Origin of the sequence: Parafrankia irregularis (assembly GCF_001536285.1) — a bacterium.
Taxonomy (GTDB): Bacteria; Actinomycetota; Actinomycetes; order Frankiales; family Frankiaceae; genus Parafrankia; species Parafrankia irregularis.
In genome coordinates this window covers 133978-149058 of sequence record NZ_FAOZ01000004.1, presented here as the reverse complement: position 1 = coordinate 149058, position 15081 = coordinate 133978, and the positions used below count along the sequence as shown (strand labels likewise).

Sequence of the window (15081 nt, the reverse complement as noted above, 5' to 3'; positions counted from 1 at the left end):
CACCTTTCAATACTCCGAAGAGGTTTCACGTGTTGGAAGTCGCCGGCCTTTCAGTAACCTATGGCGGCGCCGTCCAGGCACTGCGGGATGTCTCGCTGCGGGTCCCCGAACGCGGCGTTCTCACAGTGTTGGGAAGCAACGGCGCGGGGAAGAGCACACTGTTACGCGCGGTCTCGGGAACTCTCGATCGCCACGGCGGCCAGCGGGATGCCGGCACCATCACCGTGGACGGTACGGCCATCCACCGACGGGACGCGGCGTCCATCGTGCGGGCCGGGGTGGTTCAGGTGCCCGAAGGCCGCCGGGTGTTCGGCCACCTGACCGTCGACGACAACCTGCGCGCCGGTGCCGCCGGGGCCCGCAGCCGTGCTGCCGCGGCCCGTGCCCGCAGCCGCGTCGAGGAGCTCTTCCCGATCCTGGTCACCCGTTCGCGGCAGCGGGCCGCGCTGCTGTCCGGCGGCGAGCAGCAGATGCTCGCGATCGGTCGGGCGCTGATGTCGGATCCGCGCCTGCTGCTGCTCGACGAGCCGTCGCTGGGGCTCGCACCGCTGATGATCCAGCGGGTGGGCGAGATCGTGGCGGAGATCCACCGCCACGGCGTCTGCGTCGTCCTGGTCGAGCAGAACGCCACCATGGCCCTCGCGCTCGCGGACACCGCGGTGGTCCTCGACGTCGGCCAGGTCAGTCTCGCCGGCAGCGCCGCCGAGCTTGCCGCCTCCGAACAGGTACGGCAGCTCTACCTCGGCCACGGGGGACCGGCGACCCCCGTGGCCGAGTCCACACCCACCGGCGCCGGCCACGGGGCTCGGCCATCCGAGGCCAGGACTCTCACCAGGTGGCGGTCATGACCGGCGCCAACGCCACGTCAGCAGGGACGCCCACGACCACGACCGACGACGCGCCGCCATGGCTGCGCGTCCAGGGCGTGTCCGTCACCTTCGGTGCCCTCAAAGCGCTCTCGGACGTGTCACTGTCCGTCGAGCCCGGCCATATCCATGCGATCATCGGACCGAACGGGGCTGGTAAGTCGACACTGTTCAACGTCATTTCAGGCCTGTACCGGACCACTGCGGGAGAGGTCTGGCTCGGCGATGACGAGCTCACCTCCCTGCGCCCCCACCAGATCACCCGCCTCGGCCTCGGCCGGGCATTTCAGAACATCGTTCTCCCGCCGCATGCGACCGTTGAGCGAAGCATTATGCTGGGCCGCCACCACCTGACGAGCGCCGGATTCGTCCGGACCGGCCTACGGCTCCCCTCCGCTGTCCGAGAACAGCGGCTCCACGCCGCCCGCGTCAGGGAGATCGCAGATTTCCTGGAGCTCGGCGACCTTTTCGACGCCGAGGTCAGTGGCCTTTCCTACGGCGATCGCAAACGGGTCGAGGTCGGCCGCGCCCTGGCCACCGAGCCGCGCGTTCTCCTGCTGGACGAGCCGGTGGCGGGAATGAATGCCACGGAGTCCGCCCTGATGGCCGAACAGCTGCGCTCGATCAGGGCGGGACTGGGGATCACGATCCTGCTCGTCGAGCACGACATGGCCATGGTCATGGCGATCGCCGACCGGGTGACGGTGCTCGACTTCGGCACGGTCATCGCGAGCGGGACCCCCACCGAGATCCAGCGCGACCCCGAGGTCATCCGCGCCTACCTGGGCTCGTCGGACGGGATCTCCGAAGCCGCGCCCACGGCCACCGACCTTCCCCGGAGGGAACAGCCTTGACGACCTTTCTCTCGCTGCTGTCCAACGGTCTCGCGGTGGGCGCGGTCTACGCCCTTCTCGCCCTCGGGTTCGTCATCATCTTCCGGTGCAGTGAGGTGCTGAACTTCGCGCATGGCGCGGTTGTTCTCCTCGGCGCGTATGTCATCGCCCGGACGCACGAGGCCTTGGGCTTCGCCGCCGCCGTGGCCCTCGGTATCGCCGCCGCGGCCGGAATGTCCGCTCTGATCGAGCGGATCCTGGTCCGCCGGCTGCGCAACGCGCCGACGATCAGCCTCACGATCATGCTCCTCGGCGTCGACATCCTGATCGCGACGGACCTCACCCGCCGGATCGGCTCCGACATTCTCGGCCTCGGCCATCCCTGGGGCGCGGACGTCGTCGAGGTCGCCGGGGTGAGCATCTCGGCGAACCGGCTGATCGCCTTCGCCGTGGCCGCCGTGGTGATCGCCGGCCTGTTCACCGCGTTCCGGCTCACCTCCTGGGGAGTCGCCATGCGGGCCGCCGCCGAGGATCCGGAGGCAGCCCAGCTCATGGGCATCAGGCTGGGGCGGGTGGCGCTGGCCTCCTGGCTGCTCGGAGGAGCGCTGGCCGCCGTCGCCGGAGTCTTCCTCACCGGCAGCCCGACCCCGGGGCTCGAACCGGGCATTCGGTGGGTGGCGTTCGCCGCCTTCCCCGTCGCCGTCCTGGGCGGCCTGGACTCGCCCGGCGGCGCGCTCGTCGCCGGGCTGCTGATCGGCGTATCCGAGTCACTGGCGGCGGGATACCAGGATGACCTGCTGTTCCTGGGACGCGGGATCGGAGAGGTCGTCCCCTACTTCGTCATGATCGTCGTCCTGTTGGTACGGCCGACCGGGCTCGCGGGAACAAAGGAGCTGAACCGTGTCTAGGGCGATCATCACGCGCCCCGTCACCAGCGCCGGGAATGTCAGGCGGTCGCTGCTCGCGGCCCTGGCCGTCGTCGCGGCCGTGATCCCCTTCTACGCCGACGAGTTCTGGCTGCGCACCGGATTCGCGGTCTTCGCGGCGGTCATCGGCGCCGTCGGGCTGAACCTGCTCTGCGGAACAACCGGACAGCTCTCCCTGGGACACGCGTTCTTCCTCGCGGTCGGCGCCATCTCCTACTCACTGCTCGCGGGGGAATCCACCGGAAAGGGCTCGGATCGCGTCATCGGGCTGGGCCTTCACCCGATGCTCGCGATGATCGCGGCGGTGGTCGTCTCGGGGCTGGCGGGGCTGCTGTTCAGCCCGGTGGCGGCCCGCGTCCGCGGGCTGTATCTCGCCGTCGCCTCGCTTGGTCTCGTCGTCGCCGGCCAGCACATCCTCAACACCGCCACACCGCTCACCGGCGGTTTCAACGGCCGGCCCGTCGAGGACTTCGCACTGCCCGGCTTCTCCTTCAGCGACTCCGATCCGGATCTCGTCCTGCTCGGCGTCCCCTTCGGCCAGGCCGAGCGACTCTGGTATCTCGGTCTGCTGCTCGCCATCCTGGCCATGGTCTTCGCGGGCAACATCATCCGTGGCCGCAGCGGAGTCGCGCTCGAGGCGGTACGGGACAATCAGCTCGCAGCCGCGGTCAACGGGGTGGACGTCGCCGCCTACCGGTCACGCGCATTTCTGCTGTCCTCGATGTACGCAGGTCTCTCGGGCGTTCTCTACGCGCTTTCCGTCGGCAGTGTGGCGCCCGAGTCCTTCACCATCGAGATCTCCGTCCAGTACCTGATGATGATAGTCCTGGGCGGGCTCGGATCCGTCGGTGGAGCCGCCGCCGGCGCCGTTCTCGTGACCGCGCTCCCGCCCGTTCTCCAGCAGTACAGCGACTCCCTTCCCTTCCTTTCCGCGCCGGGTAGCGGCGGGGTGAGCTACGCCGACGCGGCACGTTATCTCTACGGCGCCGCGGTGGTGCTCATAGTGCTGCTGGAACCGAGCGGGGCTGCCGGCCTGGCCCGGCGCGCGCAGTCACGCCCGAAGGGCCAGGCCACCCCCACCCGACGGCTGTGGCGCGGCGGCTCACCAGCTGGTCAGCCTGAACCGACTCAGCCTGATCAGGCGAGAACAAATGCCTCCGCGAAGGCCTCGACGGTACTCGCGGCAGCGCATGAGAGCGCGCCCGAATCCTGAGGTTTCAGCCCAGGCCCATCCCGACCCGAACTCCTTGCGATAGCTGGACCCGTCATCCACACCGAGAGGCAGAGAACTTCCATGACCGAAACCGGGCACGCACCCATCGATTTACAGGTCGCGCGACAGTCAGGGGGACGACTGACGCCGGGCCCGCGGCGACGTCACCTGCGGGGCGCGGGGATATGCGCTACCGCCGCGGCGCTCGTGCTGGCGGCCTGCAGCAGCAAGAGCCAGAACTCCACGCCGGATTCCAGCAGTGGTTCCGTACGGGTCGGGGCCGGCATCGAGGGTGACACGATCACCCTCGGGGTACTGACCGACGCCACCGGCGTCTTCGCCGCTCTCGGAAAGGAGCTGACCTCGGGTCAGCAGATCTTCTGGGACGCGCGGAACGCCGAAGGCGGAGTGTGCGGCACCTACCAGGTGAAGCTTGAGATCAAGGATCACGGGTACAACGTCCAGAACGCCACCTCGTTGTATTCGGGCCTGCGCGGCGACGTCCTGGGCATCCAGCAGCTGCTCGGCTCGGCGATGACCGCGGCGCTGTCCGACCGGATCGAGCAGGACTCCATCGTCACCGTTCCGCTCACCTGGGCGGCAAGCCTCACCGACAACCCGGACATGGCCGTTCTGGGCCCGACCTACGACGTCGAGGTCGTCAACGGCCTCGACTATCTCCTCGAGGAAAAGAAAATCGCTCCCGGGGACGCGATCGGTGTGATCTACCTGGAGGGCGACTGGGGAGCAACCACGCTCGCGGGTGCCTCCTTCTTCGCCAAGCAGCACGACATGAGCGTCGTCGAGCAGAAGGTGACCCCAGGCGATCAGGACATGACCGCCCAGATCACCGCGCTGAAGGCGGCGGGGGTAAAGACCATTCTCCTGGCAAGCTCCCCGGGCCAGACCGCCTCGGCGGCCACGGTCGCCGCGACGCAGGGACTGAACGTCCCACTTGTCGGCAACAACCCGACCTTCTCTCCGGGGCTGCTCAAGACACCAGCCCGGGATGCCCTCATCGCCAACTACTACAACATCAGCCCCTACCCGGCCTATGACGAGGACGTCACCCAGGAACCCCTCGCCGACTACCAGAAGAAGTTCCCCGGTTCCGCGCCCAGCGTCACGATGCTCTCCGGATTCGCCTCCGCGCACGTGATGTCGGAGATCCTGGAAAAGGCCTGCCAGGCCGGCGATCTCACCCGCGAGGGAGTCGTCCACGCCAAGCAGAGCCTCACTGACATCGACACCGGCGGACTCCTCGGCAAGATCGACTACAGCAGGCCCGGCGTCAGCCCGAGCCGGCAGAACTTCATCCTCCGGGCCGCGGACACCGGCGGCGGCCTGACGACGGTCAAATCGCTGTACGAGGGACCAACCGTGCGCCAGTACAGCCGCGGCTGATCGCGCCGGTTCAGGCCAGCCGACGAGCGAGTCGTGGTCCGCAGCCGACGTCGGTTCCGGACCACGACGGCCCCTCCTCCGATTCGCGCGCAGGAGGACATCGAGGCCCCACCAGTTCCAGCCCGACGACGAGCCATCCGCTCCACAACCCGGGTGGTCAGGCCCTGCAGGTGCAAGGCTGGGAAGGTGCAAGGCTCGGAAGGTGCAAGGCTGGGACGGTGCAAGGCTGGGACGGTGCAAGGCTGGGAAGGTGACAGTGGCCACCGGTGAGGACATGGACCACCCTCACGGCAGCGGTCCGGGGAGTCCGATCGGAGCGGTACCGGCGGAGATCCACCGTCCTGGGCTGGGCGCGCTGCTGCGGCCACCCCATCGGGCGGACGCCCGGCGCAACTACGAGGCCCTTCTCGCCGCCGCGGCGACGGTCTTCGCGGCCGACGGCCCGCAGGCCTCACTGGACAAGATCGCCCGGACCGCCGGGGTGGGCAACGCAACGCTCTACCGCCACTTCCCGACCCGCCGCGACCTGCTCGTCGGCGTGTGCGTCGAAGAGGTCGAGGCGCTGTGCGCGCAGGGCGAGCAGCTTGCCGTCGACCAGGACCCGGGCCCGGCGCTGCTCGGCTGGCTGCACGCCTTCATCGAGCACGTGACGTCCAGGAAAGGCCTCGCGGAGGCGCTGATGACCGGGCGCAGCGAGGACTCCGCGGTGATCGCTGCCTGCCAGGGGGCGATCGGCGAAACCGCGGCGGCCCTGCTCGCCGCCGCCCTGCGGGCCGGCGCTGTCCGCGACGACCTCGAGGTGGCCGATCTGCTGGCGCTGGTCAACGCGATCGCCCTCACCACCGAGTCCACCGGCGCCCAGCACGCCGACCGCCTGCTGCGTCTGCTCTACCAGGGCATCGGGCCGCGGGGAGCTCAGGCGCTCAGTTAGTCGAACCCGCCGCGGCCGGCAGGGGCAGCGGCAGCGGCAGGCCCCAGTGCTCGACGATCTGGCCGCCCCGGACCCGGAGCATGTCGAGGGCGAACCCGATCGGCTCGCCCGTCGCAGCGTCGCGCAGGGCGTACCGGGTGGCCACCGTGTCGCCGGTCGTCACCCGCTGCTCGACGGTCGTCCGGATCTGCGCGGCCTGGGCGCCCAGGGCCGCCCACTTCTGCCGCCAGCCCTCGTGGCCGGTGGGCGCCCCGGGCAGTGCGGAATGGTCGACGGCATCGGGCGCGATCAGCGCCAACGCACCGTCGAAGTCTCCTCGGAGCACGGCGTCCGCCATCCGCTCAACGATCCCGACGGCAGGCGTCATCACTGACGAAGCCATGAACGACCTCCAGAGCAAGGCGATACGGGGATATCCCCGCTTCCACCTCGGCACGATAACCGGGGAAGTCCCCGGTTCGCAAGGTCGAAAACACCTGGAATGGCAGCTACTAGGCTCCGTGAATGCTGCCCGACGCCACGGTCGCCGGGGGGAACCTCCCCATCCGGGCCGCCCTGCCGGCGCTCATCGGCGCGCTGACCGCCCGCGACCAGCCCCGGCCGGGCCACGCCGGTGGGGCCGCGGTGCTGGTGGCGCCGCCAGGCACCGGCAAGACGACGCTCGTCCCGCTCGCGCTCGCCGACCACGTCCCCGGCCGCGTGCTGGTCGTCGAGCCGCGGCGGATCGCCGTCCGCGCCGCGGCCCGGCGGATGGCCAGCCTCACCGGCGGCGGCGAGATTCGGGGTAACGACGTAGGCGGTGGCGAGGTAGGTACCGGCGAGGTGGGGGGCGCGGTCGGTTACACGATCCGCGGCGAGCGCCGGGCCGGGCCGTCGACCAGGGTCGAGGTGGTCACGACCGGCGTCCTGGTGCGGCGGCTGCAACGCGACCCCGAACTGCCCGGGACCGACGCGGTCGTCCTCGACGAGTGCCACGAGCGCCACCTCGACGCCGACCTGGCGCTCGCGCTCCTGCTCGACGTCCGAGCCGTGCTGCGTCCCGACCTGCGTCTGGTCGCCGCTTCCGCGACCGCCGACACCCGGCGGCTGGCCGCGATGCTCGGCACGCCCGACCAGCCCGCGCCGGTCATCGGGACCGACGCCTCGATGTACGACGTCGAGGTCGTCTGGGCGCCCCCACCAGGTGTGATCACTCCGGCGCACGGGCTGCGGGTCGACCCGAGGCTTCTCGACCACGTCGCCGCGACAGTCGGGCGCGCGCTGCGGGAGACATCCGGGGATGTGCTCGTCTTCCTGCCAGGGGCCGGTGAGATCACCGCCGTCGCCGGGCGGCTCGCCGGCCGACGGGAGGCCGGACACCGGGACGCCGTCGACGTCCTCACCCTGCACGGCCGGCAGACCGGCGGCGCGCAGGACGCGGTGCTGCGCCCCGGCCCGCGTCGCCGGGTCGTCCTGGCCACCGCGGTCGCGGAGAGCAGTCTCACGGTGCCCGGTGTGCGGGTCGTCGTCGACGCCGGCCTGGCCCGCTCCCCGCGGATGGACCATGCCCGCGGGCTGGGCTCGCTGGTCACCGTGCGGGTGTCCCGGTCGTCCGCCGGGCAGCGCGCGGGCCGGGCCGGGCGGGAGGCCCCGGGCCGGGTGTACCGCTGCTGGTCCGCCGCGGAGCATGACCGGCTGCCCGCCCAGCCGGAACCGGAGATCGCCGTCGCCGACCTCACCGCCTTCGCGCTGGAACTGGCGGTCTGGGGCAATCCCGGTGGGGTGGGCCTGCCCCTGCTCAGCGAGCCGCCGGCCGGCGCGATGGAAGCTGCCGGGGCGACGCTGCGGGCCCTCGGAGCTGTCGACGAGACCGGCCGGGTCACCCCGCGAGGACGTTCGATCGCCCAGGTCGGGACCCATCCGCGGCTCGCGCGAGCGCTGCTCGACGGCACCCGGTCCGTCGGCGCCCGCCGCGCGGCGGAGGTCGTCGCGATGCTCTCCGGGGACGGCCCGGTGGGCGGCTCGGTCGGTGGATCGGTCGGTGGATCGGTCGGCGGCCCGTCCGACGACCTCGTCGCCGGGTGGCGCCGCCTGCGGGGCGACACGGACCGGGCCGCGTCCGCCCGCTGGCGGGAGGAGACCCGCCGGCTGCGCTCAGCCGCGCAATCCCCACCCATCGGGACCGGGGAGCCCGGTGGACCCGGAGAACCCGGCGGACCCGGGGAGCTTGCCGGGCCCGCGGCGCGGGATGCGGGTGGGATCACCGACGATCTCGCGGCGGGGCTGGTGGTCGGTCTCGCCTTCCCCGAACGGCTCGCGCGGGCCCGCGACGCCGGCAGCACGAACTACCTGATGGCCGGTGGGACCGGTGCCGAGCTCGCCGCGGGCTCGGCGTTGACCGGGGCGGGCTGGCTCGCCATCGCGGTCGCCGACCGCGGGCCAGGCCGGACGTCCGCCCGAGTGCGCCTGGCCGTCGCCCTCGACGCGGCGACCGCGCGGGAGGCGGGCGCGGCGCTGCTGCGCACCGAGGACGAGGTCGCCTGGTCCGGCGGCGACATCGTCGCCCGCCAGCTCGAGCGCCTCGGCGCGATCATCCTCGCCGAACGCCCGGTGGGCAGGCCCGATCCGTCCCTGCTGCGGGCCGCGGTGCTCGACGGGCTGCGGGCCGCGGGCCTGCCGGTGCTGCGATGGAGCGCCGACGCGCTCGCCCTGCGCGACCGGCTCGCGTTCTGCCACCGGCTGCTCGGCGCCCCCTGGCCCGACGTCACCGACGCCGCCCTGCTGGACTGCGCCCCCGACTGGCTCGGGCCGGACCTCGACGGTGTGCGACGCCGCGCCGACCTCGGGCGTATCGACGCCGGCCACGCGCTGCGCCGGCTGCTGCCCTGGCCACAGGCCGGCCGGCTGGACGAACTGGCACCCGAACGGGTGACGGTGCCGAGCGGCTCCCGGGTGCGTCTCGACTACAGCGGCAGCAGCGGCGCGGCCGGCCCCGTGCTCGCCGTGAAGATCGCCGAGGTGTTCGGGTGGGAGCGGGTGCCCGCCGTCGCCGACGGCCGCGCGCCGCTGGTGCTTCACCTGCTGTCACCGGCGGGGCGCCCGGTGGCGGTGACGAGCGACCTGGCGTCGTTCTGGCGCACCGGCTACCCGCAGGTCCGCGCGGAGCTGCGCGGCCGCTACCCCCGACACCCCTGGCCGGACGACCCGACCACTGCCCCACCGACCCGCCGCGTCGCCCCCCGCACCCGCAGCCGCTGACAGGGTCGGTGGCGGCGCCCGCCTCAGCGCCGCCACCCAGCCGCCACCGGTCTTCGGAGTGGACGTCGATCAGGGCAGCCGCACCGCGACCCGGAGCAGGCGGGTCACCTGGGTGGCACCGAAGTTGTCGTCGCTGAGCACGCTGACGGTCACCAGCCCGCGTCCGAGGCGCCCACGGGGATCGATCGCGAGAGCCTCGTAGTTGTCCATCAGCGGGTTGATCTGGGTTCCGGGGTTGGTCGCACCCAGCGTCGGGCAGGCGGTGAGGTCCGCGACAAGCTGCTTGCCGGCGAGGGCACGTGCTGGGAGCGCCGAGAGGTTGGGTACCGCGGTGACATCCGCGCTGCGCCCGGTGTCCGGTACCGCCCACAGGGCGTTGCGGTTACCCACCCCGGCGGTGAACGAGGCCTCCAGAACGAGCAGCCCGTCTTCGCCGTAGGCGGCGATCTCGGAGATCCGCTGCCCGGGTTCGACCCGGTAGCCCAGCTGTCGGCTCAGCTCGTACGAGCCGGTGGCGGTACGCCGGTAGACGAGGATCCGCCGGGTCTGGGCCTCACCGGCCGCGGAGACGTCGCCGGCCAGGGTGCCTTCCATCGCCGCGTAGATGAAACGCCCCGACGGGGAGATGGAGAGGCCTTCGAGCGTGGCGTTGTCGGTCGCCTCACCCGCGGGCGCCACCCGGAAGCGACCCGGTACCGGCAGGGCGCTCTGCTCGGTCCCGGCCCGGTCGAAGATCCTGATCGAGGGCTCCGTCTCCGAGCTGACGACATACCGCCCGTCGGGCAGGACCGCGAGGCCTTCGCCGTCGAAGTTGCCGCCGTCGTACCCGACGCCGGTGGACGTCCGCAGCACGATGCTGCCCACCACCGTCGGCCGGGCGGTGTCGGAGAGGAACCAGATCCGCGCGGGTCGGGTGCCGGAGCGATCCACGACCGCCGCGTACGCGTGCCTGCGTGCGTCGTAGGCGAGCCCGGAGAGGCCGCCGACCGTCTCACCGTCGACGACGACCTTGTTCAGGGCGTCGCTGAAACCGATCGCGGTGCCGCGCGGAGGGCAGTCGGCTTCCGGCCCGCCGAAACCGGGCACGGGACGTCCGTCGGCCGCCGGCGAAGACGCCGCGCTCGCGGCGGTGCCCACGGTCGCGACGGTGAGGCCCGCCAGCACTGCGGCGGCCAGCCCGGCGCGGGCCCGCCGCGGTCGGGGGTGGGGCTGGGGCTGGGGCCGGGGCCGGGTTCCCGCTGGTCCCGCGGTTCGGATCACCCAGCGGGTCGGGAGACGGGTCATGAATGCTCCTCCGGTTCTGATTCTCCTCCGTTTCAGTTCCACACTGTCGAGCCCGGCGAACGGCAGCGAAGCTTCTCGGTGTCCGCCACCGGTCAGGTGCGTAAACGAATTTTGCCCCGGCCTGTCGAGCTGCACCGATGAAAAACGGCCGGATCCATCTCCAGCACCGCGCACATACGTCACTTGACCCCATTACGGTGGGCCTCTAGCTTGTGTGGCGCTTCATTCGTATTCGACCCCAGACATCCCCTCGCCGCCCAGCTTTCTTCACTGTTCACGTACTCGCCATCCTTCGGCCACGTGACAGGACCCGTTATCTTGCGGTGAAGAAAATCAGCACAGGAGGTTCTTGTGGCAATGTCGAGATCCATTTTCCGGAAAGTGATCGTAGCCCTGGCGATCGCGACCGCGGCCGTCGGCTTCGCGCCGGCCGCGGCGCAGGCGTCACCCGGCGTCCCGCGGGGCGCGTTCATCCTCACCGTCTCCGAAGGAACCACCCCCTATCTGGGCGAACCCGTTCTGCTGACCTGTCCGCCGATTCCCCTGGCAACCCATCCGGACCCGGCGGGGGCGTGCGCGGCCATCGCCGCCGCGGGCGGCGACTTCAACCAGCTCCCCGTGGACCCCGCGGTGCTCTGCCCGGCCATCTACGCCCCGGTGACGGCGACGGCCGACGGCCGGTGGGGAGGCAGGAAGGTCCACTGGACGAAGACCTTCGAGAACAGCTGCCTGCTGTACGTGGAGACCCACCCGGTCTTCTGACGACGGTTCTCGTGGCCGTGGTGACCCCGGGAAAAGTGGCCAGGGTCGCCACCGCCCACGATGCGCGGCCAGCAGCCGCATTCCCAGCGGCTGTCACCCGCGACCGGACGTCTCCCCGGACCTCACCCGAGGTCAGCACAGCATCGGAGGAACTCGCGGGCTCGACGATGTACCGTCCGACGACGGCATCCGGCCGAGGCTCCCGTGCCGTTGCGCGGCGCCTTGCTGAGTAAGGAGACGTCGTATGACCGGCACTCTGCCGACCGGAATCGGCCTGTGGGCAGGCTTCCTCGACCAGCTGCCGGCCGCCGAGGCAATCGCCGCCGTGCGCGACCTGGAAAAGGCCGGCATCACGACGATCTGGCTGCAGGAATACAGCAGCCTGGACCCGTTCGTCCGAGCCGCGCTCTACCTGCAGGCCACCGAACGGCTCACCGTCGCGCTCGGAGTGGCGACGATCCACGCCCGGGACCCGCGCGCGATGGTCGGTGCGGCGGCGACGCTGCACGAGGCGTTCCCGGGGCGGTTCGCGCTCGGTCTCGGCACCAGCCATCGTCATCTCGCCGAAGCTCGCGGCTCCACCTACGCCAAGCCCCTGACCGCCCTGCGCGACTACCTCGCAGCGATGGACACGGCCGCTGGGCACCGGAATCCTCTGCCGCCACGGTTCCTCGGCGCACTCGGCCCGAAGATGATCGAGCTCGCCGGGACCGCCACCGATGGTCTGCACACCTACTTCTGCCCCGTCGCCCACACCGCCGCCGCGCGCGCCGCCGTCGGCGCCGGCCCGTGGATCGCGCCCTCGCAGATGGTCGCGCTCGGCGCCACCGAGACGACCGACGAGCTACGCCGTTACCTCGGGCTGTGCCTCGGGATGCCCAACTATCGCGCGAACCTCGCGCGATACGGCTTCACGGACGCCGATTTCGCGACGGCCAGCGACGCCCTTGTCGACGCCCTCGCCGTCCCCGACGAGCCGGCCGCGCTGCGCGCACGCCTCGACGACCAGCGCGCCGCCGGCGCCGATCACGTCGTCCTCCAGCTCGTGCCGCCGCCTCCGGCCGCCCGGGTCCTCGACCGGGTCGCCGAGGGCCTTGGAACGGCAGCCCCCTCGAACACCTGAGCTCACCGATGCTGTGCCGTCAGTGACGACGCGTGTAACTTACAGGGCAGGTAAGTTACGGGTGGTGTGAGTAGACCTGAGAGGCGGGGTGGCGGTGGCCTTTGTGAACCGCACCGACGAACTCGCCGCTCTTGAGGCGTGGTGGCGCTCGACCGACCCTCGGCCGGCGGTGGTGTGGGGGCGGCGACGGGTCGGCAAGACCGCCCTGTTGCAGCGTTTCGCCCAGGGCCGTCGGTCGGTGTCCCATACCGGAGCCGGGCGGGCGGCAGCCGGGGAGCTGGCGCAACTGTCCCGCCAGGCGGCCATCGCACTACCGGGCCGAATCCGTGATCTCGCCGCGCGCCCCTACCTGGACTGGGACGACGCGCTCGACGACCTCGCCGCGGCGGCTGAGCAGGAGCCGCTCCTCGTCGTCCTGGACGAGTTCCCCGAGATAGTCGCCACCTCACCCGAACTGCCCGGCGTCCTGCGGGCCTTCCTCGACCGGACAGCCGGGCGGACCAGGCTACGGCTGCTGCTGTGTGGGTCGGCCGTGCGGCACATGACCGCGCTACAGGAGCAGCGGGCGCCCCTGTACGGCAGGTTCGACCTGTCACTGTCACTGCATCCGTTCCGTCCGCACGAGGCCGCACTCATGCTGCCCGGGCTGACACCCTCCGACCGTGCGCTCGTGTACGGGCTGGTCGGCGGGGTTCCGCTGTATCTGTCGTGGTGGGACCAGGACGCCGACCTCGCTGACAACCTGCTACGGCTCGCCTGCCGGCCCGGAGCGCCACTGCTCACCGAGGGGCAGCTGGTCCTCGCCACCGAGGTGGAGCACGGTGAATACCCGGCGGCCGTGCTCCACGCGATAGCTGAGGGCCGCACCCAGTACAACGAGATCAAAGACCACATTCGCGCTGAACCGGCCCGCACTCTGGATCGGCTCGTCGAGCTGCGGCTGGTCGAACGACAGATGCCGGTCACCGAAACAGCGCGCAGCCGGCGTCGGGCCTACCGAATCGCCGACAACTTCCTGGCCTTCTACCTCGGGCTGCTTTCTCGATACCGCGCGGAGATCGAGCGTGGACTGGGAAAAGCGATCCTGCCCGTACTGATCGAGAGTCTGGACGATCATCTCGGCAAACCGTGGGAGGAAGCGTTTCGCGAACACCTGCGCCGACTCGCGGTCACCGGCGCACTGGGCAGTGACATCGTCGCGGTAGGGCCCTACTGGAACGCTGGCGGGCAGAACGAGATCGATGCGGTCGTGCTCGCGGGCAGAGACCGACACCCGATCCTGTTCGGCGAGGCGAAGTGGGCTCGCTCTGTCGACGGCCGGCGGATCGCCGGCCGACTTTCGGAGAAGGCTCGTGCCGTCGCAGCAGCCGCTCCATCCGTGACAGCCGTTCCAGCGGCCTCGGGTCGCCCGCCAGACGACTGGACTGCCGACCCGGCCGACCCGGCCGCCGGCCCTGGCAGCAGCGGGATCGACGGCTCCGCCACGGTGCGCCTCGCTCTGTGCGCTCGCGTGGAGATCCGCAACGCACCACCGGAATGTCTCACCGTCACTGCCGCCGACATCTTCGACTAGCGGTATGTGCTCATCGGCTTGCTCATCGCCTCAGGTCCTCTGCTCGTTCGGGGCCGGGCTGCTCCGCGTTCCAGGAGGTGAGAATGCGCAGGGCGTCGTGGGACGGGCTGCCGGCTTCGGCGGTGAGGACCATCAGGCGTTGTCCGGAGCCGTCGGGGCTGGCCCAGGTGTCGCAGTCGAGGGTGAGGTCGCCCACGAGGCGGTGCCGGTAACGCTTCGTCCCGTAGCTGGCGTTACTGACGCGGTGCTCGGCCCACCAGGTGCGGAAATCGAGGTCCTGGACGGACAGTTCCCCGACGAGGCGGGCGAGCTCCGGGTCGTCGGGATCCGCGGCGGCCTCCGTGCGCAGCGCGGCGACCGCTTCGCGGGCGTCGTGTTTCCAGTCCTGGTGCATTTCGCGGATCACCGGGTTGGTGAACAGCAGGTTCACATAGTTGCGGCGAGCCGGTGAGAGCGCTGAGAAGTCGAGGTAGAGAGCGGCTGCCGCCGGATTCCAGTCGAGGACGTCCAGGCGTCTGCCGAGGACCAGCGCGGGCGTCTGGGTGAGCTGGTCCAGCAGGCGGCGCATGGCAGGCCGTACCCGCTGGGCCGGCCGGCGCCGATGCGGCAGGGCGTCGCTCCTGCCCGCGAGCTCGTACAGATAGCTCTCCTGGTCGCCGTCGAGGCGCAGGGCGCGGACGAGGGTGGCGAGCACGGAGGCGGAGGCCCGGACGCGCCCCTGTTCGAGCCGGGTGTAGTAGTCAACGCTGATCGCGGCGAGCTGAGCCACCTCCTCGCGGCGCAGCCCCGCGACCCGGCGGGTGGAGTCCGTCCCGGGCAGGCCGCATTCCCGCGGATCCAGCTGGGCCCGGCGGGCTTTCAGGAAGGCGCCGAGGTGGGAGGCCGATGCCGAGCTCATGGTCTCCAGTCTGCGGTTTCCGCCGCGGGAA

The 15081-nt window shown here is 71.2% G+C and carries 13 protein-coding genes; 10 read left to right on the top strand and 3 right to left on the bottom strand.

Features of this window, described 5'->3' with window-relative positions:
• The first annotated feature begins 29 nt into the window (after positions 1-29).
• The 6 genes from AWX74_RS07670 (at position 30) to AWX74_RS07645 (ending at position 6173) form a co-directional block, all read left to right on the top strand.
• Positions 30-848 (top strand): ABC transporter ATP-binding protein, encoded by an 819-nt coding sequence (locus tag AWX74_RS07670; protein WP_091273174.1) that lies wholly within the window; start codon positions 30-32, stop codon positions 846-848.
• On the top strand, positions 845-1720 hold the full coding sequence (locus AWX74_RS07665; protein WP_091273713.1) for an ABC transporter ATP-binding protein: 876 nt from the start codon (positions 845-847) through the stop codon (positions 1718-1720). The genes AWX74_RS07670 and AWX74_RS07665 overlap by 4 nt, the downstream gene beginning before the upstream one ends.
• Positions 1717-2607 carry a branched-chain amino acid ABC transporter permease gene (locus AWX74_RS07660; protein WP_091273173.1) on the top strand — a complete coding sequence of 297 codons (891 nt, stop codon included), beginning with the start codon at positions 1717-1719 and terminating at the stop codon, positions 2605-2607. Before AWX74_RS07665 ends, AWX74_RS07660 begins: the two co-directional genes overlap by 4 nt.
• Positions 2600-3838, top strand: coding sequence for a branched-chain amino acid ABC transporter permease (locus tag AWX74_RS07655; protein WP_091273172.1), 1239 nt, complete (start codon positions 2600-2602; stop codon positions 3836-3838). Before AWX74_RS07660 ends, AWX74_RS07655 begins: the two co-directional genes overlap by 8 nt.
• A gap of 207 nt (positions 3839-4045) precedes the next feature.
• Positions 4046-5242, top strand: coding sequence for an ABC transporter substrate-binding protein (locus AWX74_RS07650; protein ID WP_207550271.1), 1197 nt, complete (start codon positions 4046-4048; stop codon positions 5240-5242).
• Positions 5243-5492: 250 nt separating this feature from the next.
• Positions 5493-6173: a TetR/AcrR family transcriptional regulator gene (locus tag AWX74_RS07645; protein ID WP_242666127.1), complete on the top strand. Its 681-nt coding sequence runs from the start codon at positions 5493-5495 to the stop codon at positions 6171-6173.
• On the opposite strand, the gene AWX74_RS07640 is transcribed toward AWX74_RS07645, so the two are convergent.
• Entirely contained in the window at positions 6166-6555 is a 390-nt protein-coding gene (locus AWX74_RS07640) for an ester cyclase (protein WP_091273169.1), read from the bottom strand. The genes AWX74_RS07645 and AWX74_RS07640 overlap by 8 nt on opposite strands.
• Positions 6556-6677: 122 nt before the next feature.
• On the opposite strand from AWX74_RS07640, the gene AWX74_RS07635 reads away from it, so the two are divergent.
• Positions 6678-9410 carry an ATP-dependent RNA helicase gene (locus AWX74_RS07635; protein ID WP_091273166.1) on the top strand — a complete coding sequence of 911 codons (2733 nt, stop codon included), beginning with the start codon at positions 6678-6680 and terminating at the stop codon, positions 9408-9410.
• A gap of 69 nt (positions 9411-9479) precedes the next feature.
• Here the strand turns inward: AWX74_RS07635 and AWX74_RS07630 are convergent, their stop codons facing one another.
• Entirely contained in the window at positions 9480-10694 is a 1215-nt protein-coding gene (locus tag AWX74_RS07630; protein WP_091273163.1) for an esterase-like activity of phytase family protein, read from the bottom strand.
• Between the two features lie 357 nt (positions 10695-11051).
• Here AWX74_RS07630 and AWX74_RS07625 point away from each other — a divergent pair, with 357 nt between their 5' ends.
• The 3 genes from AWX74_RS07625 (at position 11052) to AWX74_RS07615 (ending at position 14152) form a co-directional block, all read left to right on the top strand.
• On the top strand, positions 11052-11456 hold the full coding sequence (locus AWX74_RS07625) for an SSI family serine proteinase inhibitor (RefSeq protein WP_091273160.1): 405 nt from the start codon (positions 11052-11054) through the stop codon (positions 11454-11456).
• Between the two features lie 244 nt (positions 11457-11700).
• Positions 11701-12579 carry a TIGR03620 family F420-dependent LLM class oxidoreductase gene (locus AWX74_RS07620; RefSeq protein ID WP_091273157.1) on the top strand — a complete coding sequence of 293 codons (879 nt, stop codon included), beginning with the start codon at positions 11701-11703 and terminating at the stop codon, positions 12577-12579.
• Between the two features lie 103 nt (positions 12580-12682).
• Positions 12683-14152 (top strand): ATP-binding protein, encoded by a 1470-nt coding sequence (locus tag AWX74_RS07615; RefSeq protein ID WP_242666126.1) that lies wholly within the window; start codon positions 12683-12685, stop codon positions 14150-14152.
• Positions 14153-14174: 22 nt separating this feature from the next.
• Here the strand turns inward: AWX74_RS07615 and AWX74_RS07610 are convergent, their stop codons facing one another.
• Positions 14175-15050, bottom strand: a complete 876-nt coding sequence (locus AWX74_RS07610) for a helix-turn-helix domain-containing protein (RefSeq protein WP_091273155.1) — start codon at positions 15048-15050, stop codon at positions 14175-14177.
• Positions 15051-15081: the final 31 nt, after the last annotated feature.